Source organism: Mesorhizobium oxytropidicola, from assembly GCF_056174625.1.
In genome coordinates, this window is the sequence record NZ_CM149692.1 from 3,511,488 (window position 1) to 3,532,492 (window position 21,005).

Genomic DNA, 21,005 nt, shown 5'->3' on the forward strand with positions numbered 1-21,005 from the left:
GCAAAAGCGATTGCCGTTCGTCGCCGCATCGCCTACATAGCGGCCAACCTCCATTCAATTCGACAATCCAGTCAAGTTTTCAGGGAAAGCGCGCGTGGCACGCCAGTTCATCTATCACATGGCCGGCCTCAACAAGGCCTATGGCACCAAGAAGGTGCTCGAGAACGTTCATCTGTCCTTCTATCCCGATGCCAAGATCGGCATTCTCGGCCCCAACGGCGCCGGCAAGTCGACGATCCTCAAGATCATGGCCGGCATCGACAAGGAGTGGAGCGGCGAGGCGTGGCTCGCCGAAGGCGCCACCGTCGGCTACCTGGCGCAGGAGCCGGCGCTCGACGCGAGCAAGACGGTGTTCGAGAACATCATGGAAGGCGTCGCCGCCAAGACCGCCATCATCGAACGCTACAACGAATTGATGATGAACTATTCCGACGAGACGGCCGACGAGTCGGCCAAGCTCCAGGACGAGATGGACCGGCTGAACCTGTGGGATCTCGAACAGCAGGTCGAAATGGCGATGGAAGCGCTGGGCTGCCCGCCCAAGGATGCCGACGTCACCAAGCTTTCGGGCGGTGAGCGTCGCCGCGTCGCGCTCTGCCAGCTTCTGCTGCGCCAGCCCGACCTTCTGCTGCTCGACGAACCGACCAACCATCTCGACGCCGAAAACCACGGCGTGGCTGGAAAAGCATCTGCGCGCCTATCCCGGCGCCGTGATGATCATCACCCACGATCGCTACTTCCTCGACAACGTCACCGGCTGGATCCTCGAACTCGATCGTGGCCGCGGCATTCCCTATGAGGGTAACTACACCAAATATCTCGAAGCCAAGGCCAAGCGCCTCAAGCAGGAAGGCCGCGAGGACGACGCCCGACAGCGCGCCATCGGCCGCGAGCGCGAGTGGATCCAGTCGAGCCCGAAGGCGCGGCAGACCAAGTCCAAGGCGCGTATCCAGGCCTTCCAGGACCTGCTGGACGCAGCCGACAAGCGCCGCCCGACCGACACGCAGATCGTCATTCCGCATGGCGAGCGGCTCGGTAATGTGGTGATCGAGGTCGACGGCCTGTCGAAGGGGTTTGGCGACACGCTGCTGATCGAGGGCCTGGAATTCAAACTGCCGCCGGGCGGCATCGTCGGTGTCATCGGCCCGAACGGCGCCGGCAAGACGACGCTGTTCCGCATGATCACCGGCCAGGAAAAGCCCGATGCCGGCACCGTCCGCGTCGGCGAGACGGTCAAGCTCGGCTATGTCGACCAGAGCCGCGATGCGCTCGATCCTTCGAAGACCGTGTGGGAAGAAATCTCGGGCGGCGCCGAAGTGGTCAAGCTCGGCAAGTTCGAGGCCAACACGCGTGCATACTGCGCGTCGTTCAACTTCCGCGGCGGTGACCAGCAGCAGAAGGTCGGCAATCTCTCCGGCGGCCAGCGCAACCGCGTGCACCTGGCCAAGATGCTGAAGACCGGCGGCAATGTGCTGCTGCTCGACGAACCGACCAACGATCTCGATACGGAAACGCTTGCCGCGCTCGAAGATGCGCTGGAAAATTTCGGCGGCTGCGCGGTCATCATCTCGCACGATCGCATGTTCCTCGATCGTCTGGCGACCCACATCCTCGCCTTCGAGGGTGACAGCCATGTCGAATGGTTCGAGGGCAATTTCGAGGACTATGAGCAGGACAAGATCCGCCGGCTCGGGCCCGAAGCCGTCAACCCGCACCGCATGACCTACAAGAGGCTGACGCGGTAGGATCGTTGCGAGGGATCGTCGTTTGACCTAAATTGGGCTGACGGAGCTTTCGATGATCACAATCAAATTGCCGCCCAAGACCGAGAAGCTTCTGGCCGACATGGCCAAGGCCAGCGGTCGAACGGCCGATCAGGTCGCAGTGGATGCTATCCTCGAGGCCATCGAGGATTGGCAGGATGCCAAGATCGCGGACGAACGCCTGAAAGATGATGACGGTGTTCGCATTCCGCTGAAGGAGATGATCCGCAAGCTTGAACGTCGTGAAGTCGAGGAGCGCGCCAAGAAGCCTGCCGCTGAATGACTTGGCGCGTCGAGTTCACCCGGCGCGCCGAGCGAGACATCGAGCAGCTTTCGACGAAAGATCAACGACGCATCCTGGAGTTCTTAAATCAGAGAGTTTCGACGCATCCCAATCCGAGGGCGCTTGCTAAGCGCCTGACCGCGACCAAGGAAGAGACTTGGCGTTTTCGCGTCGGTGACTACAGGATCATCACTCAGTTCCATGACAGCAGGCTTGTCGTCCTGGTCGTGGAAGTGGGCAACCGTCGCGAGGTCTATCGATGAACAGTACCGCTGCTTCACAAAAGCCCGACTGGTCCGCCGCCCAATATCTGAAATTCGAAGACGAGCGCACGCGGCCGGCGCGTGACCTCGTCGCGCAAGTGCCGGTCGATTTTCCGCGCCGGGTCGTCGATATCGGCTGCGGGCCGGGCAACTCGACCGAGCTTTTGGTCGAGCGCTGGCCGGATGCGCAGGTGAGCGGGTTCGACACCTCTCCCGACATGATCGAGAAGGCGAGGGCGCGCCTGCCCAATGTCAGCTTCGACCTGGCGGACGCGGCGACTTGGCAGCCGGCCGAGCCGGTCAATGTGATCTTCGCCAACGCGGTGTTCCAGTGGCTGCCCGAGCATCCGGCAGTCTTCCAGCGGCTGATGGGCTTTCTCGCCCCTGGTGGCGCGCTGGCCGTTCAGATGCCTGACAATCTGCTTGAGCCTTCACATCAGGTGATGCGCGAGACCGCCGCCGAAATGCCGTTCGCCGCAAAGATGGCAGGCGCGGCGCGCGGACCGTTGCCGCCGGTGTCGTTCTATTACGACCTCTTGTCGCCACTCTCCGACCGGCTGGATATCTGGCACACGGCCTATAATCATCCGCTTGCCGACGCCGAGGCGATCGTCGAATGGGTAAAGTCGACGGGGCTGAAGCCGTTCCTCGATCCGCTCGATGTCGACGAGCGCAAGATGTTCCTGGACAACTACACAGCCAAGATCGCCAAGGCCTATCCGAAGACCGCGAATGGCAAGGTGCTGCTGCGTTTCCCGCGAATTTTCATTATCGCCAAGCGGGCCGGCTAGGAAAGAATTACCCACTTCGCCAGCGGCCGGTTGCCGCTGCTTGACCCGGTTTCGCGGCCATGGCCAACTCATCGCGTGGGGCCATGATGGCCATGATGGCAGGGGGTGGATGATGACTTTGAAAAGATTGCTTTATGGTGGCGGCGCGTGCGCGGCAGCCCTTCTGGCATTCTCGGTTTCGGCCGAGGCCAAGCGGGCGCGCTGCTTCACCACGGATGACGGCTATTTCGCGTGCACCTACCGTGCGATCGACGATGCCGGCAGCTTCCGCATCTCGGCGCCGGGCTACCCGACCTATGTGCTGGAGATCGACGGGCCGGGCTTTGCCTATGGTTATGTCAATCTCGGCCGCCGCAACGTGCCGTTGCCGGGACAGTTTGTGCGCAGCCGCGACGACGGCGCCTGCTGGAACAACCCGCAGACGAACACCAAATTGTGCGCCTGGTAAGATCGGATTCAAGCCGGCAAAACCTTTGGTTTAAGCCGGCGTAAACCGGCCGGATGAGAAAAGTGTTGCGCCGAAGCGTTTCGGCGCCCACATGAAGCCGCAACGCCCGCGGATGGGACAGACTGAAACATGCATCGCGTCATCATCAGCGGCATCGGCGCTGAAATTCCTGAAGCTGTCATCACGAACGAAGAGCTGGTCGAGAGCTTCAACAGCTGGGTCGACACGGAGAACGCGCGCCGGCAGCGCACCGGCGAGGCGCTGCTGCAGAAATCCGACAGCGACTTCATCGTCCATGCCTCGGGTGTGAAATCCCGTCATGTCATCGAGCGCGAAGGTATTCTCGACCCGACCCGGATGACGCCGCGCATTCCGGCGCGGCCGGACGATGCACTGTCGCTGGAAGCCGAATTCGGCATCGCCTCGGCCAGGAAGGCGCTCGACCATGCCGGAATTGAATCGTCCCAGATCGACCTCATCATCTGCTCGGCCTCGCATCACCAGCGTCCCTATCCGGCGATCGCCATCGAAATGCAGGAGGCCTTGGGTACGAAGGGCGCCGGCTTCGACATGGGGCTTGGCTGTTCGTCCGCGGCGGCCGCGCTGCATATGGCGGTCAATCTGGTGCGCTCGGGCGCGCATAAGCGCATCCTGGTGACGACGCCGGAAATCATCACCGGCCATCTCAATTTCCGCGACCGGCAGACGCATTTCATCTTCGGCGACGCCTCGGTGTCGATGGTGGTGGAGGGACTTGCCCAGGGCGACAAACGGCCGGGGCGTTTCGAGGTGTTGGACACCCGCCTGTGGACGCAGATGTCGAACAACATCCGCACCAATCTCGGCTACCACAGCCGCACCGCCCAGGATGATCCCTACATGATCAATCTGGAAGGCAATCTGATCAAACAGGTCGGCAACAAGGTGTTCAAGGAAGTCACCGTCGCCGGCCAGAAATTCATCGTCGAGTTCCTGGCCGAGCACGGGCTGACCCCTCAGGCCGTCCGGCGATTCTGGCTGCATCAGGCCAATGCGCGAATGAATGCGATGATCCTGAAACTGTCCTTCGGCCACGATGTCGATCACGACCGTGCGCCGATGGTGCTGGAGCGGCTGGGCAACACGGCGGGTGCCGGCGCCATCGTGGCACTGTCGGAAAACCATGCCGACATGAAGCCCGGCGATTTCGGCTTGATCTGCGCCTTTGGCGCGGGGTATTCGATCGGCGGCGCGCTTATCAGAATGCTTTAACGTGCGCCGATATTCAGGTGATGCCGGCCTGCAAACGAAGGCTTTCTGCGCTTCCGGTGCTCGCGTACTTGAGTACGCTCCGCTCCGGTTCTCGAAAACCATCGTTTTCGGCTCGGCCTGACCTGAATCTCAACACACGTCAGGGCATTTCGAAACTTCTGGCCTGAAAGGCCAATCGGACTTTCGTCCCCAGTTGGACCGCTTAGCGCCCGTCTTCCACTCCCGTTCAGCCTGACCTGACCCTCGACACAGCCTGTGTCGGGGCGGGCTTGAATCAACGCGATCCCGTTTCAGAAAGGAGAGTTTCCAATGGTTGATGCCCGATGCAGTTGCGGCGCTCTCACGCTGACGCTTCCAGGACCCTCAAAACTGGTTGTCGCCTGCCATTGTCTCGACTGCCAGCGCAGAACCGGCGCGCCCTTTGGCGTCGGCGCCTTTTATCCGGCCGAGGCTGTCGCCATCTCCGGAACCCCGAAGGAATTCACCCGCGATGCGGCAAGCGGCGGCAAGGTCCATAGCTATTTTTGTCCCAACTGCGGCTCGACGGTCTATTGGAAGGCCGACAGGCTGCCGTCGATGATCGGCGTTGCCGTCGGCGCGCTGGCCGACCCGAAATATCCGCCTCCCATCCGGTCGGTCTTCGAACAGTCGAAACATGATTGGGTTCAAATCGACGGTGGCGTCGACCATTTTCGGCAAGGCAGCGCGACCAGCAAATCGGGCTGAACGGCGTCGCAGCGCAGCTTGCCGTGTCAGGCCGGCGTGAAGGGAACCAGCATCGGCACCCGCCGCGCGTAATCGTCATAGGCGGGGCCAAGTTCGCCGCGCAGGAAACGTTCCTCGAGCTTTGCCTTGATGATGATGCCGATGGTGAGCAGTGCGACACCTGCAATGCCCCAGACCGTGCCTTTCGCCGCCATGGTGGCGAGAAGCGCCAGCAGCAATCCTGTATAGATCGGATGCCGAACGAGGCCGTAGGGGCCGGTATCGACGACGCGGTGGTCTGCCTTCGCGGTCACCGAGGCCGACCACAGCCTGCCCAGATGGATGCGTGCCCACCACGAGAAGATGAGGCCGATGGCGATCAGGGCAATGCAAACCCAGGCCTCGGCCAGGGTTGGCGTCCACAATCTCAACCTGCCTTCGTAGCCGTGCGCCGGGACGAACAGCAGGACGGTGCCTGCCAGCCAGAAGATACGATAACGAACCTCCGCTCCGATGGTGGCGCGTTTGTGAGCCGGATCAGCCCATATGGCGGCTGCAAGCCAGGTGACCACCCAAATCAGCCAGAGCAGCCCGATTACCGTCGCCGGTCGCATGAGAAAACCTCCGCAGTGTCAGGTCTTTTTATGCATGTCGTTTTCCCAAAACCGAGGTCACTTTTGGGCGACATGCATCAGACCACCATGAAAGCGATCCGACGCGGCGGCAATGCGGCACCAATTCCATTTCCGGTAAGAAGATCGTGATCCTCATTCACTCGAACAACTGAACATCCACTGCACGCCATAGGCGTCGACCAGCATGCCAAAACTGCTCCCCCAATATTGCCGCGCCAGGGGCACGGTGATGCGGCCACCGGCGGCCATGCGGGAGAAGAGGTCCTGCATGGCGGCGAGGTTATCGAACTCCAGCATCGTGGCGGAGCCTTTCATCGGCTCCGCATCGTCATTGTCGGAGGCATGGAACAGAACGCCTGGACCTTCGAAGCGTGCATGCAGGACCTTTCCGCGCATGGCTTCGGTTCGCACCGGCATGCCATTATCGCCCCAGCGCAGCAGGATGGTTCCCCGGCCAAGGCCGCATTGTTCGTAGAAAGCCAGTGCCGGCTCGCAATTGGTGGTGAAGAACAGCGAAGGGGAGAGCCGCATCCTATCTTCCCCATCATCAGTGCGCGGCGGCCATGGCGGCAGCGACGAGCGCGTCTCCCGTAAATTGCCTGTCACCGATGCCCCAGCCGCCGTCAGGCGCGTTGACGATGTTGATCCAGGTGTTTTCGGGCCTGTGCTCGGGCACGCAGAGCTCGGCGACAATCCCGGAGGCGGCGTCGATGAAGGCCTTGCGGGCCTCGACTGAGGCAAGTCCGATATTGGGCAATTTCAACTCGACCATGACCACGGGCCGGTTGGCGCCGCCGGCATAGATGTGGTGGGGCGGCAGGACGTGGACGGTGCCGCCGACAATCGCGGTGAAGAACGAATTGCCGGTGGCGCCGGAGGCTTCGATGAGGGCGGCGCTGAGGCGCGGCAGGATCTCGCGCTCTCCGGCCACTGTCAGTACGCCTTCCGGCGCGGTCACGGTGATGGGCATTCGGTCTCTCCTTGTCCTCGGGCTGCACGGCCTTGCCGGAAGATCGTCTTCCGGCTTGCTATGTTTCGTATCAATTGTTACGTTATGCTCGCTGAGCAAGTCAACAGGTTTCGTATCGATCACTATGGATAATTTGGAAAAGGCTAGGGGTGGTCGTCCCCGCGCGTTCGATCCCGACCGGGCGCTGGATGCGGCGATGCATCTGTTCTGGGAGCATGGCTACGAGGCGACGTCGCTGGCCATGCTGCGCGAGGCGATGGGGCTGACGCCGCCGCAGATCTACAACGCCTTCACTGACAAGGAGACTTTGTTCCGCAAGGCGCTGACACGCTACCACGAGACGGAGATCGGCTTTGCGCTGGACGCGCTGAGCGCGCCGGTGCCGACGCGCGAGGCGATCCGGCGGTTGCTGCTGGGGGCGGCGGAGGCCTATTCCCGGCCCGGCAAGCCCGGCGGATGCCTTTTCGTTAGCGGTGCCCTGGCGGCCTCACCGCAGGCGCAAGCCATTGCCGATGAGCTCAAGGCCTATCGCAAGGCGAGTGAAGCGGCGATCGCCGAGCGGCTGGCCAAGGGCAGGGCGGTGGGCGACCTGCCGGAAGGCTTCTCCGTCGAGAGCTTCGCCAAATACATCGCCGGCGTCATGAACGGCATGTCGATCCAGGCGCGGGACGGCGCATCGGTCGAAGAGCTGCGCATTTTGGCCCAAACCGCTCTTGCGGCCTTGCCGGCCGAAGAGCAAAAACGGGGAGCATGATTCAAGGACGGAACGCCATGCTGGATCTCTTCCCCGAGGCCGAGAAGCCGGCCGACATCATCCCGGCCAAGAAACTTTCCGCCCGCGCTGCAGCGCTCTATGTCGCGCCGGCGGATCATTTCCAGACGCGCCTGGTAGAGGAGTTGCGGCTCGGCTTCGACGGCATTTTGGGCGATTTCCACGCCGGATCGACGCGCCGCTCGGGGGGGCGCGAGCCCTGGTATCCGCGCGGCACCGAAATGCGCAACGAGCGGCAGCTGTCGATCGTGGCGGCGGATGAACTGGCCATCGTCGCCGAGCGGATGGGTTTGCCCGAGATCAAGCCGGAATGGGTCGGCGCCAATCTGGTGATCGAGGGCGTGCCGCATCTGTCGATGCTGCCGGCGGGCACGCTGCTGTTCTTCAAGGACGGCGTGACCCTCAAGGTCGACGCCCAGAACGGACCATGCCGCCTCGCCGGGCGATCGATCGCCGAAAATGCGGGAATGGCCGACATCGAAGCCGGCGCACTGTTGTTTCCAAAAATGGCGAAGCGGTTGCGTGGCGTGGTCGCCTGGGTCGAGAAGCCCGGAACGATCAGCGCCGGCGAAGAGATTTCGGCGCGGGTGCCGGAACAGTGGATTTACTAGGCGTAGCCGCGGGCCCTCCTCGTGGCCGAAGAGCTACGCCGCCCACTGAGCGGCGTAGCAGAAGCGCTGGGCCTCAGCCCTTACGGTTCTTCCTCGCGCCTTGCGCCATGACGGAAACGTGGTCCCACTTGTCCCAGGTGGCGAGGCGGTTGGCGTATTCCTGGCGGATCATCGGCAGGCCGCCGTCGCCGAAGAACACGCGCAGCGGCGGCTCGGCGGCGTCGACGATGGCCAGCATCGCCGGACCGGTCGCCTCGGGATCGCCGGCGACAGAGTTGGCGCGGCGCTCGGCCATCTTGGCGCGGGCAGGCGCATAGGCCTCGATCGGCTTGGAGACCTTGGCAGAGGCGCCGGACCAGTCGGTGGAGAAGCCGCCCGGCTCAACCAGCGTGACATGGATGCCGAATTCCCCAACCTCGATGCTGAGCGACTGACTGAAGGCTTCCAGCGCCCATTTCGAGGCGTGGTAGAGGCCGAGCGAGGCGAAGGCATTGACGCCGCCGATCGACGAGATCTGGATGATGTGGCCGGAGCGCTGCGCCCGCATGATCGGCAGCACGGCCTGGGTGACCCAGAGAGCGCCGAACACATTGGTTTCGATCTGGTCGCGGGCTTCCTGCTCGCTGACTTCCTCGATGGCGCCGAAATGGCCATAGCCGGCATTGTTGATGACGACGTCGAGCCGGCCAAAGCGCTTGTTCGCCTCGGCGACAGCGGCATCGACGGCTTTCTTGTCGGTGACGTCGAGCTTGATCGCGGCGATGTTGTCGCCATATTTTTCGACCAGATCGGCGAGCGTGCCGGCGTCACGGGCGGTCGCGGCAACACGGTCGCCACGCGCCAATGCGGCCTCGGCCCAGACGCGGCCAAAACCCTTCGACGATCCGGTGATGAACCAAACCTTGTTTGTCATGATGTGGAATCCTTGCCCCTGCGGGCGTGATTTTGGGTGAAAGCGGAGGCTTCTCCGCTTTCACGCATATACGGTCTATGCCGTGATTTTCCAGAGGCGAGGCGGAATCTTTTTGAACGGACACCCTTTGATCAGGGATAATTCACCTGAGACGACCACGCCGGGTCGTCGTGCTTTTGCCAGTAGAGCGCCATCAGCCGGCTGGTTAGCGGACCGACCTTGCCATCAGCGATCGCCGCGCCATCGATCTCAGTCACCGGCATGATGCCACCGGCGGTCGAGGTGATGAAGACTTCGTCGGCCGCCTTGAGCGCGGCGACACTGACATCGGCCGCGGTGGCGGCAAGACCTTCCTCGTTACAGAGATCGAAGACGGTGCGCCTTGTGATGCCGGGCAGCACGCCGATGGCCGGCGTCGACAGTTTGCCATCCTTGACGCAAAAGACGTTGAAGCCCGGGCCTTCGGCGACATTGCCGTTGAAGTCGAGGAGGAGCGCGGTCTCGGCACCTTGGTCATAGGCGTCGTAGAGGCCGCGCACCAGATCGAGCCAGTGGTAGTTCTTGATCGCCGGATCGATCGAGGCCGGCGGGATGCGCACCTTGTCGCTGATGGCGACGCGCAAGCCGCGTTGCAGCTGCTCGGCATTGGCGACCGAGCCGAAAGGCACGGCGAAGGCCATGAAGCGGTTGATCGCCTGGCGCGGATCACGGCTGAAGGTCGGCGAGGCGCCGCGCGTGCACAGCATTTCGACATAGGCGGCGCGATGGCCCGACAGGGCGACGCAATTGTGCAGGATCTCGGCCACGCCATCCCGGTCGAAAGGGATCGCCATGCGTAGCTTCTCCAGCCCGCCGAAGAAGCGGTCGAGATGCAGGTCGAGGCGGAAGAAGCGGCCCTCCCAGACATGCACCGTGTCATAGGTGGCGTCGGAATGCAGGAACCCCCAATCCAGCACCGACACCTTGGCTTGCGACATCGGCAGGTACTGGCCGTCGAGGAAGGCTATGCCGTCGGGATACGCATGCGGGTCGATGTGGCGGTCGCTGACCGTGGGCAGCGGCTTTGAAGCCTGTGTTGCCGTCGTCTGGTCCATCGGGGTCTCCTCGCGCGCAGGGTCATCAGCCTATCGGCGCCGGACAGAAGACATAGAGCCAGCCATCAGGCGCTGTTCGTCCTCCACGACGATCTGGCCGATACACTGGATTAGAATTGCCTTATGGTCGTGGAACACTGAGCTGGAGGGGGATATGGGCAGGCTTGGGGCTGTCATCGCAACCATGATGATCTTCGCCGCCGCGGGTGAAGCAAACGCGCTGTGTAGCAAAGAAGGCGAAGAGCTCTGCCAAAACGGCCAGACCTATCGCTGCGAGAAGACCGGCAGCGAACTGACGCCGATCTTCCAGAACGTCCCTTGCGCGGTGAACGTCCCTGCGCCGTCTCTGACCGGCACCTGGGTCGGCAGCGGCCACCAGAGCCCGGCCGGTGACGCCGGTGCCGACTGGTCGATCGCGATGACCATCAGGGATGACGGCGGATCGATCGACTATCCCTCACTCGGCTGCGGCGGATTGCTGTCGCAGACGTCGAGGGATGAGACGTCGGCGGAATTCCACGAGAGCATCACTTATGGCCAGGACAAGTGCATCGACGGCGGCGACATCACCGTCCGCTTCTTCAAGGGGAACCTGTCCTGGACCTGGGTCGGGCAGGCCGATGGCCAGCCTTACAATGCGATCGCCGTTTTGACCCGGCAATAGCCGCCTCATTCCTCCTCATCGTCGGCGTCAAGCAGGCGTGTCGCGCGCCAGCGGGTGAGCACGATGTTTGTCTGCTCGATGACGAAGAAGCGAGCGGAGTCGCGGTCATAGCCCTCGGCCAGCAGCTTTTCGTAATCGGTGTGCATGTGGCGGATGTGGGCAATGGTTGCCAACCACACGGCGATGCCTGGCGGCAAGGTCTTCATATGCACCGCGCCGGCGTCTGTGCGGATCTTTTCCATGTCGGCGTAAGGCGCCAGCGGCAGAAGTGCGGTCAGCGCCTTGGCGATGGCGCGGCGGCGGCCGGTCGGTGCCGTCATCGTTCTTCGCGCCCATTGATGGTCGCCTCCGGTATGGCGTCGGTCGAGGCGAAGTAAGGCTTGACGTCGATCACCGGCGTGCCGTCGAGCACGTCGATGGCGTCGAGATCGATGCGCCCCGTGGCGATGTCCAGCCCGACGAGCCTTGCCACATGCAGGCCGATCGGGTTCGGTCGGGCAGGGGAGCGCAGGCCGAATACGCCTTTCGCTTCAGCTGCATGGCGGGGTTTTTGCACAATCAGATTGCGCGGCGCGTGATGCAGCCAGGACAGGATGATGACGTGGCTGGCGCGCTCCAGTCCCCGCAGGCCGCTGCGATAGGGCGCGTCGATGGTCAGCACCGCCGGCTGCCCGGTGTCGCGGGCCGCGCGCATGTTCTTCGGGCAACTCTCCCTTGTCGTCCAAGGCGAGGCGATGCGGCCGATGAAGACGACGCCGCCATCCGCCGGCATCGTTGCCGGATCCTGGTCCAGCCGCTGTTCGCCCTCGCGTGCCTCGAACATTTCGCGTGGCCCGCTCATTCTGCCCATCTCGGTGTTGGCGCCTGTCATTGTCCCAGAACCGCACCACATTTTTGGTCGGCACGCACCGAAAAATCACGCATGCGGCATTTTCTTGTCCGGTAGCGACATAGCGCTTGCAAGGTTTTGAAAATCGACATAAACATATGTTTATATCTTTTTCAAAATGAAATGCGCTGAAAAGAGAATACGCTGATGCATGTCTCGCTCGACACTATGGTGGATACGCTTAAGGCGGCGGCCGAATCCAGCCGCCTGCGCATATTGGCACTGTTGTCGCGCGGCGACCTCACCGTTTCCGATCTTACCGAGATTCTCGGCCAGTCGCAGCCGCGCGTCTCGCGGCACCTGAAGCTTTTGCTCGAGGCCGGGCTGATCGGCCGCTACCAGGAAGGGTCGTGGGCCTTCTTCCGCCTGTCGGATGCCGATTCCGCGCGTGACTTCGTCATGGGGCTGATTTCCAGCATTCGCGGCGCAGATCCGCAGGTCGAGCGCGATCTCGAACGTCTGGCCTCGGTCAAGCGCAAGCGACAGGACCGCGCCACTGAGTATTTTTCGGTGAACGCGGCAAGCTGGGACCATATCCGCTCGCTGCATGTGCCGGACCGCGCCGTCGAGGCCGCGATGTTGAAGCTGGTCGGCAAGCGGCCGTTCCAGTCGATGCTTGATCTCGGCACCGGCACCGGGCGGCTGCTCGAAATCTTCTCGCCGCTCTACCGGCGCGGCGTCGGCATCGACATGTCGCGCGAGATGCTGACCGTGGCGCGCGCCAATCTCGACAAGGCCGGCGTTTCGAACGCGCAGGTGCGGCAGGGCGATATTTCTCGCCGCCGGTCGAGCGCGATGCCTTCGATCTCGTCACCATCCACCAGGTGCTGCACTATCTCGACGATCCGGCCCGCGCCATCCACGAGGCGGCGCGGCTTTTTGCGCCCGTCGGGCCGGCTGGTCATCGTCGATTTCGCGCCGCACACGCTGGAATTCCTGCGCGATGAGCATGCGCATATGCGCCTCGGCTTTTCCGACCGGCAAATCGGCGAATGGTTTGCGGAAGCGGGGCTTGATCTCGAGGATGCCCAGGAGTTCGAGCCGCGCGGCGGCAACGAGGCCAGGCTTACCGTAAAACTCTGGCTTGGCCGCGACCGGCGCCTGCTGATCGCCGATCCCGCCAATGAGCAGACCAAAGTGAACTCGATAGGGGAAATCGCCTGATGAACCAGTTCCGCTTTTCCCGCCGCCCCGACATTGGCGACAAGGTCAAGGTTTCCTTCGAATTCTTCCCGCCCAAGAATGATGAGATGGAGGCGCGGCTATGGGACACCGTCACCAGGCTGGAGCCGCTGAAGCCGAAATTCGTCTCGGTGACCTATGGCGCCGGCGGCTCGACGCGTGAGCGCACCGCCCGCACCATCAGCCGCATCCTGAACGAGACCAGCCTGACGCCGGCCGCGCACATGACCTGCGTCGACGCCGCCCGCCATCAGGTCGATGCCGTGATCCAGGAATTCGCCGATATGGGCGTGAAGCGCTTCGTCGCCCTGCGCGGCGATCCGGCCGCCGGCGTCGGCACCGCCTACCGTCCGCATCCGGATGGTTACGCCAATGGCGCTGAGCTGGTCGGCGCGCTGAAGGACGCCGGCGATTTCGACATTTCGGTTTCGGCCTATCCGGAAAAGCATCCGGAAAGCCCTGATTTCGCCACCGATATCGACATGCTGAAGCGCAAGGTCGACAATGGCGCGACGCGGGCGATCACCCAGTTCTTCTTCGACAATGATCTCTACGAGCGCTATGTCGAGCGCGCGCGCCGGGCCGGCATCTACATCCCGATCGTGCCCGGCATCCTGCCGGTGCATAATTTCACCCAGGTCGCCAATTTCTCGGCACGCTGCGGCGCGCTGGTGCCGGCATGGCTGGCCGAGCGCTTCGACGGCTTGCAGAACGACCCGCAGACGCATGCGCTGGTTGCATCTGCTGTGGCCGCCGAGCAGGTGCTCGACCTGGTCGAGCGCGGGGTGGGCGATTTCCACTTCTACACGATGAACCGCGCCGACCTCGTCTTTGCCATTTGCCACATGATCGGCATCCGCTCGCACGAGGCGGAGGTAGCAGGCTCGGCCGCTGCGTAAGGCAGCGCCGAACAGCAAAAGGCCGGGTAAAAACCCGGCCTTTCGAATTGCTTAGACTATCTGGTGCTGGTCTTCCCCGTCTTGGCGGGTTCAGGGAAGGACGCCCATAATGAGGGCGCCGATGAAAGCAAACGCAGCACAAATCATCAATGCGTTGATTGGCCTCGTGAGTCCCATGACATAGCCTCCTCTTAAAGAGCTATGCCTGAGAGTCTAGGGTCATTTGTGCCACAGGCAAGCGGAAAATGTGCTGCATTGCGACGTGATTGTGAAATTTGCGACCTCGGTTTCGCCGTTAGCCGTTGAAACTTCTCGGCAAAAACCGGCTTCAGACCTGTGAATAAATTGTGGCGGGACGGTGTCGTTACCATGTCATGGCAGCGCTACCACCGCGAAAGTCGACTTCGACTTTCGCGCCAATGCCGGGATTTGGTTAAGTCGTTAGAGCGTCCTTTGCGCGTCCAATCAGACGCGCGGCGCTCTATCGTCTGCCGAACAGCCGTCCGTCGATGGTGACCAAGCCCAGCGCGATCAGCACCACGCCGCCGATCTCGAACAGTTCCAGCCGCTCGCCGAGGAACAGAAAGCCGAGCAGCATGGCGCTGGCCGGCACGATCAGCGTGACCAGCGAGGCATTGGTGGCGCCGGCCGAGGCGACGAGGTTGAAATAGAGGATGTAGGCAAAGGCGGTGGAGAGCAGCGCCAGCGCCAGCACCGCCACCCAGACCGAGGGCGAGGCCGAGAACAGGCCGGCCGGGCCGTGCGCCAGCAGCACGACCGGAATCATGATGATGGTCGAAGCGGTCAGCTGCCCGGTGGCGAGGACCGGCGAGGGCACGCCCTTGAAGCGGCGGGCGACCATGAGCGCGACGCCATAGGACAAAGACGCGCCGATGAGCGCGAATTTCGCCCAGACCGGGCCGCCTAGCCCGGCGAGCAGGCCGGGACCGATCATGACAGCGGTACCGGCAACGCCGAGCCCGATGCCGGCGAGCTTGTTCCAGGAGAGCTTCTCGTCCGAGGTCAGCGCGTTGGCGAGGATCAGCGTCCAGAACGGCGTCGTCGCGTTGAGCACCGAGGCGACACCGGCGCCAAGCTCAGTCTGGCCGGCGAAGATCAGCGAGAAGGGGACGACATTGTTGGTGAAGGCCAGCAGGAAGAACAGCCCGGCATGCGGAAGGGCGAGGCGGAAGGACGGGCCGCGCAGGCCGAGATAAATCTGCAGCGCGATCGCCGCGATGGCGACGCGAAACAGCACCAGCACCAGCGGGTGGAGTTCCGCCACCGCGATGCGGGCAAAGAAGAACGAGCCGCCCAGATGGCCCCAAGCAGCAGCAATTGCCCCCAGTCGGTGAGCGTCATCGGTCCGCGTGGTGCGGATGTCGCGGCTATTGCCATGTCTATCGTCCTCCCCCGGATGGGCCGACATGTCGGCCCTAATGCCGGCCGGTCAGGAAGATGGCATAGCCGGTCTGATGACAAGGGCCACCCGAAACCTGATCGCTGGCAAACGATGCTGCCAAAAACTAGAGCCGCTGCGTTAGTGCCGCGAGACACAGAATTGTTTTCATTAGCCGCTAGCTTGGATTAATTGTGCGCAGCCGAGATCGAGGATTCGTCAATGCAACGATTCGAGAATGCCCGCGAGGCAGCACTGGCGCTTCGTCCGGACGATCCGGTCTATTGCTTCCGCCCGCAGGTGCTGAAGGCCGATGCCAGGCAGTTCATGGGCATGTTCCCTGGCAAGACCGCTTATGCGGTCAAGACCAATGGCGAGCAGATCGTGTTGAAGACTTTGGTCGAGGCCGGCGTCACCGCCTTCGATGTCGCTTCGCCTGGCGAATTCGCCGCCGTGCGCGCCGTCTCTGCCGATGCCGAGATGCTCTACATGCACCCGGTCAAGGCGCAGTCGGACATCAAGCTGGCGCTGGAGAAATACGGCATCCGCGTCATCTCGCTCGACCATGAGGACGAGATCACCAAGCTGACGCGCGTGGTGCGGGCGCTCGACATCGATCCTGGCGCCATCAGCGTCTTCGTGCGCATCCAGACGAAAGGATCGGCGGCCTACGAACTGTCGAAGAAGTTCGGCGCCGGTCCGGCCTATGCCGTGGAACTCGCCGAGCGGCTGAACCGCACCGGCTACAAAGTCGGCCTCTGCTTCCATGTCGGCAGCCAGATCGAGGATCCCGATACCTATGAGCGGGCGCTGGCCTCGGCCGACTGGGTGCGCAACCGGCTGACCTTCGACCTTGCCGGGCTCGATGTCGGCGGCGGCTTTCCGGCCGAGTACGGGCACGATCCCAACCGCAAGCTGATCGAGATGCCATCGCTCGGCCAGATCATGTCGCGGTTTTCCGGAGACCTGAAAGAATATCAGTTCGACCAGATGCCGCTGGTGGCGGAGCCGGGCAGGGTGATCGTGGCGCGCTGCCTGTCGCTGATCGTGCGCGTGCTTTTGCGCAAGGGCAAGCGGCTCTACATCAATGACGGCATCTGGGCATCGCTGTCGGATTCATGGACCGGCAAGATCACGCTGCCGGCGCGTTTCATTCCCGATCCGGCGATCAGGACCCGCAATGGCGACGAAAAGAACATCGTGCCGTTCAAGGTCTGCGGCGCGACCTGCGATTCCGTCGACATCCTGTCCAGGCCATTCTGGCTGCCGGAAACCGTCGATACCGGCGACTGGATCGAGATCGGCCATATCGGCGCCTATTCGCTGTCGCTCCGGACCCGCTTCAACGGCTTCTATCCCGATACTTTCGTCGAGGTGACGACGCCCTTCGACGAGGGTGATGCGCCGCAGGGGTTTGCGAGTTTGGAGACGATGGCTGATTAGCGAATAGGGAATAGCCAGTAGCGAATAGGGAATTATCTTCTTCGCTACTCGCTACTCGCTACTCGCTACTCGCTACAATTTCGCCAAAAGCTCCTGCGTCGGCCAGCCATCCACCGGCAACCCCAGCCGCATCTGCTCCTTGCGGATGGCTTCGCGGGTGTTGGTGCCCAGAATGCCGTCGACCGTGCCGACATCGTAGCCCGGGCCTCGAGCTTGGTCTGCAGCGCTTTCATCTGCTCGTTGTTGAGGCCTGGTTCGGGGGTGCGCGGATCAAGCGGCGGTGCGCCGGCGAGCCGAGCGGCGAGGTTGGCCGCGGTCAGCGCATAGGTGAAGGACTGGTTCCATTCGAGATAGACGTCGAAATTGTCGTAGGTGAGGAAGGCCGGACCCTTGCGGCCCATGGGCAGCGCCAGGCCGGCCTTGAGACCCTTGTCGACCAGCGGCGAGCCGTCGGGGTTGGTGACACCCCACTGCGCCCACTGTGTCAGCGGCAATTTGTTGGTGCGCCCGGTCTGGTCCCACGGCATCTCGTCCGGCACGCGCACTTCCTGGATCCAGGGCTCGTCGCGCTTCCAACCGCGCGACAGAACCTTGCTGGCCGTGGTCATGATCACATCGGGCACGCTGCCGCGCAGGTCGACCTTGCCGTCGCCATCGCCATCGACGCCGTGCGTCAGATAGTCGGAAGGCAGGATCTGCGTCTGGCCGATCTCGCCGGCCCAGGCGCCCTTGACGTCGGCCGGCAGCACGCCGCGATCGATCAGCTCGAGAAGCGGCACCAGCTGCTGACGGAACAGCTGCGGGCGGCGGCAATCATGCGAAAGCGTCACCAGCGCGCTCAGCGTATGGAAATCGCCCTGTACCGCACCAAAATCGGTCTCCAGTGCCCAGAAGGCGGTGATGACCGGCGCCTGGACGCCGAACTGCTGGTCGGCGCGGGCGAAGATGTCGGCGTATTTCTTCATGTTCGCCGCACCTTGCTTCAGCCGGTAGGCTGAAATCATGCGGTTGGAAAACTCGATGAAGGTCTGGGTGAAGACGCCCTGGGCGCGGTCGCGCGCCAGCGCCCGCTCGTCGAAGGTGGCATCCTCCAGCGCGTCGAGGCCGACAGCGCCGACACCGGCCGCCTTGGCTTCCGCCGCCACGCCCTGTTTCCAGGTTTCGAAGTCGCCGCCGCATTCCTGCGCCATCGCCGGCAAGGCCGTGGCGCACAGGAATAGCGCCGCGAGGGCTTGAGAACGCAGTCGCATCAGCTTCCTTTCGAAACGAAGAGGGCATTGTCGTGCTTGGCTGGATGCCCAACGCCCTGAATTACCGGCGGTTGCACTCTTTACCGCTGGCTGTGTCGAAAAGCAGGCGGCAGGCCCGGTGTCAACGGTTCTTCTGCCACAGTCCTTCGTTGAATGCCGCTCGCTGCCGTTGGACCCGGTTCAACGGCAGTTCTGCTGGGACAACTTAGTCCAAGGATTCGCTGCCGTTGAACCTGGTTCAACGGGGGCTCTGCCGGAGTGGATGTATCCAAGGTGGTGCTGCCGTTGAACCCGAAGTCAACGGGTGTTCTGCCGCAGCCACTTATTCCAGGCGGCTTCCGAGCCGTTGAAGACGTTGATGTCGGACTTGCCGGTCATGCCGGGAACGATGCCGGTTCCGGTGTACTGCCAGAAGGTGAAGGGGTGGCTGCCGTATTTCTCGCGCGGGTGGCCGGCGACGGAGCGCAGCCAATAGGGATAGCCGCGGAAGGTTGACAGCTCGTTGTCGTCGAAGAAGTCGACCGAGGTGTAGATGATCGGCTTCTTGCCGTAATGCCGCTCGACGATCTCGAGGAAGGTGGTCATTTCGCTGCGCACCGTGGCGGCGTCGGGACGCAGCCTGCAGGTCGGCGATTTCGGGTTCCATTCCATGTCGAGCACCGGCGGCATGGCGGATCGGTCGACGGGAACATTCTGGATGAACCAGCGCGCCTGCTGGGCGGCCGGGGTGCAGAAGTAGAAGAAGTGATAGGCGGCGCGCGGAACGCCGGCGGCTTTCGTGTTCGCCCAATGCTCGTTGAAATACTCGTCGAAGCGGTCGCCGCCTTCGGTGGCCTTGATGAAGGCGAAGGAGATGCCGCTTGCCTTGGCCGTCGGCCAGTCGACCGAGGTCTGGTACTTGGAGACGTCGGTGCCGTGAACGGCATAGTTCCACGGTGCGCCGCTGTCCCATTCATGCGGCTTGGAATCGGCGAAGCGCGGCGCGCGCACGGCGACTGTCGGGCTGCTCGACGAAGAGGGTGACAGCGGCGACAGATCGTCCACGGTCGAGCAGGCGCCAAGCAGCGTCAGCATGAAAAGAGCCGCAAGACGGCGCATCACAACTTCCAAGCCGGAATCAGCCGGTCGCTGATGGGTCTGTGAACTGATGGCCGGTCTGGCCCCCTCCGAACGATCGCCCCACGCATCGTCCAGCATATCCTTTTTGTGCATGTCGTGGTCCCAAAACCGCTGCGCACTTTTGGGCGACATGCATCCATGTGATCGCCGATCATGGTTGATAATCGGTTGACGGCGCTCGACAAGAGCCCCGATTTTGCGGAAGCAATGGCGGCAATTCGATGACATAAGGGTCGGGCGAGAGCCTGGGAGGCAACGGATGCGAGTGGTCGTCAAGATCGTCAAATGGCTGCTTGGCCTGATCGTGCTGGCGGTCGCCGCGCTGTTTGCCTGGCTTTACATCGCGCCGCCGGAATTGATCCGCGTCGGTTCCGGCTATTCGGCCAAGATCGTCTGCTCCAACGTCTTCATCGCCGGGCGCGACCCCAATGACGTGCTTGCCGTCGACGTGCAGGCGCCAGGCCACCCGCTGCTGCGGTTGATGCGGGTCTCGGTCGACAAGAACAGGGGGACGGTTTCGGCGGGCCTGCTGGGTTTCCTCGGCAAGAGCGAGGCGGTTTCGCGCGACGGGCTGGGCTGCGCCTCGGTTCCCGACGGCGATGTCGGCAAGGCAAGGCGCACGGCGGTCCATGTCGGGCCCGCAGCGACCAGCCAGGATGCGCTTTGGCCGGAGGGCGAGCGGGTCGAGGCATCGCAGGATCCGGTGATTGCCAAGCTGCTCGACGACGCGGCGCTGATCGGCACCGGCATGCGCGCAATCGTGGTGGTGAAGAACGGCCGCGTCGTCGCCGAACGCTATGGCACCGGCTTTTCCGCCAAGACGCCGCTGCTTGGCTGGTCGATGACCAAGACGGTGAACGCCGCCATCATCGGCACGCTGGTTAAGGACGGCAAGATGGCCGTCGACAACAAGGGCCTGTTTGCACCGTGGAAGGCTGACGGCCGTGCCTCCATCAGCCTTGCCGACATGATGGCGATGTCGAGCGGGCTCGAGTTCAACGAGGATTATGGCGACGTCGCCGACGTCACGCGCATGCTCTATCTCGAACCCGACATGGCGGGCTTTGCCGAATCCAAGCCGCTGGCGGCCGAGGTCGGCAAGGTGTTTTCCTATTCGAGCGGCACGGCGGTGATGCTGTCGCGGCTGTGGCAGGACGCGATCGGCGACAAGGCCAAGGCCCTGACATGGCCGCGCACAGCGCTGTTCGAGCCGCTCGGCATGCACAGCGCGGTGCTCGAAACCGATGAGCAGGGCACGTTCGTCGGCTCGTCCTATCTCTACGCCACGGCGCATGACTGGGCGCGCTTCGGCCAGTTCCTGCTGCAAGGCGGGGTGTGGAACGGCAACCAGGTGCTGCCGGCCGGCTTCGTCGACTGGATGCGCGAGCCGGCGCCGGCTTCGAAAGTCTACGGCAAGGGCCAGCTGTGGATCGAGGCACCGGGCGACGAGGACAATCCCGGCGCCGGCGTCGCGGCCGGCCTGCCCAAGGACACCTACTGGATGGAAGGGCATGACGGGCAGACCGTCGCCATCATTCCGTCGGAGCAACTGGTAATCGTGCGGCTGGGGCTGACACCGGCCAAGCTCGGCTATCGGCCGCAGACGATGGTTGGGGCGCTGGTGAAGGCGCTACATTAGCTCCCTTTACCCTCCCCTTGAT

The 21,005-nt window shown here is 63.0% G+C and carries 20 protein-coding genes and 4 pseudogenes; 14 read left to right on the forward strand and 10 right to left on the reverse strand.

The window, feature by feature from the left end; all coding sequences use genetic code 11:
- The first annotated feature begins 94 nt into the window (after positions 1-94).
- From ettA to AC0V8S_RS17540, 7 genes and pseudogenes are all read left to right on the forward strand, one after another.
- Positions 95-1,745, forward strand: a pseudogene (gene ettA / locus AC0V8S_RS17510) (energy-dependent translational throttle protein EttA).
- Between the two features lie 52 nt (positions 1,746-1,797).
- A complete protein-coding gene (locus AC0V8S_RS17515) occupies positions 1,798-2,046 on the forward strand; it encodes a DUF6290 family protein (RefSeq protein WP_095202121.1) in 249 nt (82 codons plus the stop codon).
- Positions 2,043-2,309, forward strand: coding sequence for a type II toxin-antitoxin system RelE family toxin (locus AC0V8S_RS17520; RefSeq protein WP_183460883.1), 267 nt, complete (start codon positions 2,043-2,045; stop codon positions 2,307-2,309). Before AC0V8S_RS17515 ends, AC0V8S_RS17520 begins: the two co-directional genes overlap by 4 nt.
- Positions 2,306-3,100, forward strand: coding sequence for a trans-aconitate 2-methyltransferase (tam, locus tag AC0V8S_RS17525; RefSeq protein WP_183460881.1), 795 nt, complete (start codon positions 2,306-2,308; stop codon positions 3,098-3,100). The genes AC0V8S_RS17520 and tam overlap by 4 nt, the downstream gene beginning before the upstream one ends.
- A 112-nt stretch (positions 3,101-3,212) precedes the next feature.
- Complete coding sequence (locus tag AC0V8S_RS17530; RefSeq protein WP_475438513.1) at positions 3,213-3,548, forward strand: hypothetical protein; 336 nt, start codon at positions 3,213-3,215, stop codon at positions 3,546-3,548.
- A 129-nt stretch (positions 3,549-3,677) separates the two neighbouring features.
- Complete coding sequence (locus AC0V8S_RS17535) at positions 3,678-4,799, forward strand: beta-ketoacyl-ACP synthase III (protein WP_475438514.1); 1,122 nt, start codon at positions 3,678-3,680, stop codon at positions 4,797-4,799.
- A 309-nt stretch (positions 4,800-5,108) separates the two neighbouring features.
- Complete coding sequence (locus AC0V8S_RS17540; RefSeq protein ID WP_475438515.1) at positions 5,109-5,525, forward strand: GFA family protein; 417 nt, start codon at positions 5,109-5,111, stop codon at positions 5,523-5,525.
- A 26-nt stretch (positions 5,526-5,551) separates the two neighbouring features.
- Here the strand turns inward: AC0V8S_RS17540 and AC0V8S_RS17545 are convergent, their stop codons facing one another.
- The 3 genes from AC0V8S_RS17545 to AC0V8S_RS17555 form a co-directional block, all read right to left on the reverse strand.
- On the reverse strand, positions 5,552-6,118 hold the full coding sequence (locus AC0V8S_RS17545; RefSeq protein WP_475438516.1) for a methyltransferase family protein: 567 nt from the start codon (positions 6,116-6,118) through the stop codon (positions 5,552-5,554).
- A 153-nt stretch (positions 6,119-6,271) separates the two neighbouring features.
- Entirely contained in the window at positions 6,272-6,670 is a 399-nt protein-coding gene (locus AC0V8S_RS17550) for a VOC family protein (RefSeq protein ID WP_475438517.1), read from the reverse strand.
- 16 nt (positions 6,671-6,686) lie between these two features.
- On the reverse strand, positions 6,687-7,109 hold the full coding sequence (locus AC0V8S_RS17555; protein ID WP_475438518.1) for a tautomerase family protein: 423 nt from the start codon (positions 7,107-7,109) through the stop codon (positions 6,687-6,689).
- Positions 7,110-7,233: 124 nt separating this feature from the next.
- Between AC0V8S_RS17555 and AC0V8S_RS17560 the strand changes: the two genes are divergently transcribed.
- Together AC0V8S_RS17560 and AC0V8S_RS17565 are read left to right on the forward strand one after the other, a co-directional pair.
- Positions 7,234-7,863 (forward strand): TetR/AcrR family transcriptional regulator, encoded by a 630-nt coding sequence (locus tag AC0V8S_RS17560; RefSeq protein ID WP_475438519.1) that lies wholly within the window; start codon positions 7,234-7,236, stop codon positions 7,861-7,863.
- 17 nt (positions 7,864-7,880) lie between these two features.
- Positions 7,881-8,492, forward strand: a complete 612-nt coding sequence (locus AC0V8S_RS17565) for an MOSC domain-containing protein (RefSeq protein WP_475438520.1) — start codon at positions 7,881-7,883, stop codon at positions 8,490-8,492.
- A gap of 73 nt (positions 8,493-8,565) precedes the next feature.
- Here AC0V8S_RS17565 and AC0V8S_RS17570 read toward each other — a convergent pair whose 3' ends face one another.
- The gene (locus AC0V8S_RS17570; protein WP_475438521.1) at positions 8,566-9,405 is read right to left on the reverse strand and encodes an SDR family oxidoreductase; all 840 of its coding nucleotides are present in this window, start codon (positions 9,403-9,405) and stop codon (positions 8,566-8,568) included.
- Positions 9,406-9,536: 131 nt separating this feature from the next.
- Entirely contained in the window at positions 9,537-10,499 is a 963-nt protein-coding gene (locus AC0V8S_RS17575) for a D-amino acid aminotransferase (protein WP_475438522.1), read from the reverse strand.
- Between the two features lie 154 nt (positions 10,500-10,653).
- Between AC0V8S_RS17575 and AC0V8S_RS17580 the strand changes: the two genes are divergently transcribed.
- Positions 10,654-11,163 carry a hypothetical protein gene (locus AC0V8S_RS17580; RefSeq protein WP_475438523.1) on the forward strand — a complete coding sequence of 170 codons (510 nt, stop codon included), beginning with the start codon at positions 10,654-10,656 and terminating at the stop codon, positions 11,161-11,163.
- A 5-nt stretch (positions 11,164-11,168) separates the two neighbouring features.
- Here the strand turns inward: AC0V8S_RS17580 and AC0V8S_RS17585 are convergent, their stop codons facing one another.
- Both AC0V8S_RS17585 and tsaA read right to left on the reverse strand, forming a co-directional pair.
- Entirely contained in the window at positions 11,169-11,483 is a 315-nt protein-coding gene (locus tag AC0V8S_RS17585) for a DUF2293 domain-containing protein (protein ID WP_095202134.1), read from the reverse strand.
- A complete protein-coding gene (tsaA, locus tag AC0V8S_RS17590; protein ID WP_475438524.1) occupies positions 11,480-12,004 on the reverse strand; it encodes a tRNA (N6-threonylcarbamoyladenosine(37)-N6)-methyltransferase TrmO in 525 nt (174 codons plus the stop codon). Before tsaA ends, AC0V8S_RS17585 begins: the two co-directional genes overlap by 4 nt.
- A gap of 195 nt (positions 12,005-12,199) precedes the next feature.
- On the opposite strand from tsaA, the pseudogene AC0V8S_RS17595 reads away from it, so the two are divergent.
- A pseudogene (locus AC0V8S_RS17595) lies at positions 12,200-13,216 on the forward strand (ArsR/SmtB family transcription factor).
- On the forward strand, positions 13,216-14,133 hold the full coding sequence (gene metF / locus AC0V8S_RS17600; RefSeq protein ID WP_475438525.1) for a methylenetetrahydrofolate reductase [NAD(P)H]: 918 nt from the start codon (positions 13,216-13,218) through the stop codon (positions 14,131-14,133). Before AC0V8S_RS17595 ends, metF begins: the two are co-directional and overlap by 1 nt.
- Before the next feature lie 481 nt (positions 14,134-14,614).
- Here the strand turns inward: metF and AC0V8S_RS17605 are convergent.
- A pseudogene (locus AC0V8S_RS17605) lies at positions 14,615-15,531 on the reverse strand (DMT family transporter).
- A gap of 223 nt (positions 15,532-15,754) precedes the next feature.
- On the opposite strand from AC0V8S_RS17605, the gene AC0V8S_RS17610 reads away from it, so the two are divergent.
- The gene (locus AC0V8S_RS17610; RefSeq protein ID WP_475438526.1) at positions 15,755-16,975 is read left to right on the forward strand and encodes an alanine racemase; all 1,221 of its coding nucleotides are present in this window, start codon (positions 15,755-15,757) and stop codon (positions 16,973-16,975) included.
- Between the two features lie 72 nt (positions 16,976-17,047).
- Here the strand turns inward: AC0V8S_RS17610 and AC0V8S_RS17615 are convergent.
- Positions 17,048-18,225: pseudogene (locus tag AC0V8S_RS17615) on the reverse strand (lytic murein transglycosylase).
- Between the two features lie 297 nt (positions 18,226-18,522).
- A complete protein-coding gene (locus tag AC0V8S_RS17620) occupies positions 18,523-19,323 on the reverse strand; it encodes a glycoside hydrolase family 25 protein (RefSeq protein ID WP_183460847.1) in 801 nt (266 codons plus the stop codon).
- Between the two features lie 280 nt (positions 19,324-19,603).
- Between AC0V8S_RS17620 and AC0V8S_RS17625 the strand changes: the two genes are divergently transcribed.
- Positions 19,604-20,983: a serine hydrolase domain-containing protein gene (locus tag AC0V8S_RS17625; RefSeq protein WP_475438527.1), complete on the forward strand. Its 1,380-nt coding sequence runs from the start codon at positions 19,604-19,606 to the stop codon at positions 20,981-20,983.
- Positions 20,984-21,005 lie beyond the last annotated feature (22 nt).

Excerpts from the sequence above, each read along its gene's own strand:
- AC0V8S_RS17515 (WP_095202121.1), top strand. The coding sequence starts at position 1,798 with ATGATCACAATCAAATTGCCGCCCAAGACCGAGAAGCTTCTGGCCGAC.
- AC0V8S_RS17520 (WP_183460883.1), top strand. The coding sequence starts at position 2,043 with ATGACTTGGCGCGTCGAGTTCACCCGGCGCGCCGAGCGAGACATCGAG.
- tam (WP_183460881.1), top strand. The coding sequence starts at position 2,306 with ATGAACAGTACCGCTGCTTCACAAAAGCCCGACTGGTCCGCCGCCCAA.
- AC0V8S_RS17530 (WP_475438513.1), top strand. The coding sequence starts at position 3,213 with ATGACTTTGAAAAGATTGCTTTATGGTGGCGGCGCGTGCGCGGCAGCC.
- AC0V8S_RS17535 (WP_475438514.1), top strand. The coding sequence starts at position 3,678 with ATGCATCGCGTCATCATCAGCGGCATCGGCGCTGAAATTCCTGAAGCT.
- AC0V8S_RS17540 (WP_475438515.1), top strand. The coding sequence starts at position 5,109 with ATGGTTGATGCCCGATGCAGTTGCGGCGCTCTCACGCTGACGCTTCCA.
- AC0V8S_RS17545 (WP_475438516.1), bottom strand. The coding sequence starts at position 6,118 with ATGCGACCGGCGACGGTAATCGGGCTGCTCTGGCTGATTTGGGTGGTC.
- AC0V8S_RS17550 (WP_475438517.1), bottom strand. The coding sequence starts at position 6,670 with ATGCGGCTCTCCCCTTCGCTGTTCTTCACCACCAATTGCGAGCCGGCA.
- AC0V8S_RS17555 (WP_475438518.1), bottom strand. The coding sequence starts at position 7,109 with ATGCCCATCACCGTGACCGCGCCGGAAGGCGTACTGACAGTGGCCGGA.
- AC0V8S_RS17560 (WP_475438519.1), top strand. The coding sequence starts at position 7,234 with ATGGATAATTTGGAAAAGGCTAGGGGTGGTCGTCCCCGCGCGTTCGAT.
- AC0V8S_RS17565 (WP_475438520.1), top strand. The coding sequence starts at position 7,881 with ATGCTGGATCTCTTCCCCGAGGCCGAGAAGCCGGCCGACATCATCCCG.
- AC0V8S_RS17570 (WP_475438521.1), bottom strand. The coding sequence starts at position 9,405 with ATGACAAACAAGGTTTGGTTCATCACCGGATCGTCGAAGGGTTTTGGC.
- AC0V8S_RS17575 (WP_475438522.1), bottom strand. The coding sequence starts at position 10,499 with ATGGACCAGACGACGGCAACACAGGCTTCAAAGCCGCTGCCCACGGTC.
- AC0V8S_RS17580 (WP_475438523.1), top strand. The coding sequence starts at position 10,654 with ATGGGCAGGCTTGGGGCTGTCATCGCAACCATGATGATCTTCGCCGCC.
- AC0V8S_RS17585 (WP_095202134.1), bottom strand. The coding sequence starts at position 11,483 with ATGACGGCACCGACCGGCCGCCGCCGCGCCATCGCCAAGGCGCTGACC.
- tsaA (WP_475438524.1), bottom strand. The coding sequence starts at position 12,004 with ATGAGCGGGCCACGCGAAATGTTCGAGGCACGCGAGGGCGAACAGCGG.
- metF (WP_475438525.1), top strand. The coding sequence starts at position 13,216 with ATGAACCAGTTCCGCTTTTCCCGCCGCCCCGACATTGGCGACAAGGTC.
- AC0V8S_RS17610 (WP_475438526.1), top strand. The coding sequence starts at position 15,755 with ATGCAACGATTCGAGAATGCCCGCGAGGCAGCACTGGCGCTTCGTCCG.
- AC0V8S_RS17620 (WP_183460847.1), bottom strand. The coding sequence starts at position 19,323 with ATGCGCCGTCTTGCGGCTCTTTTCATGCTGACGCTGCTTGGCGCCTGC.
- AC0V8S_RS17625 (WP_475438527.1), top strand. The coding sequence starts at position 19,604 with ATGCGAGTGGTCGTCAAGATCGTCAAATGGCTGCTTGGCCTGATCGTG.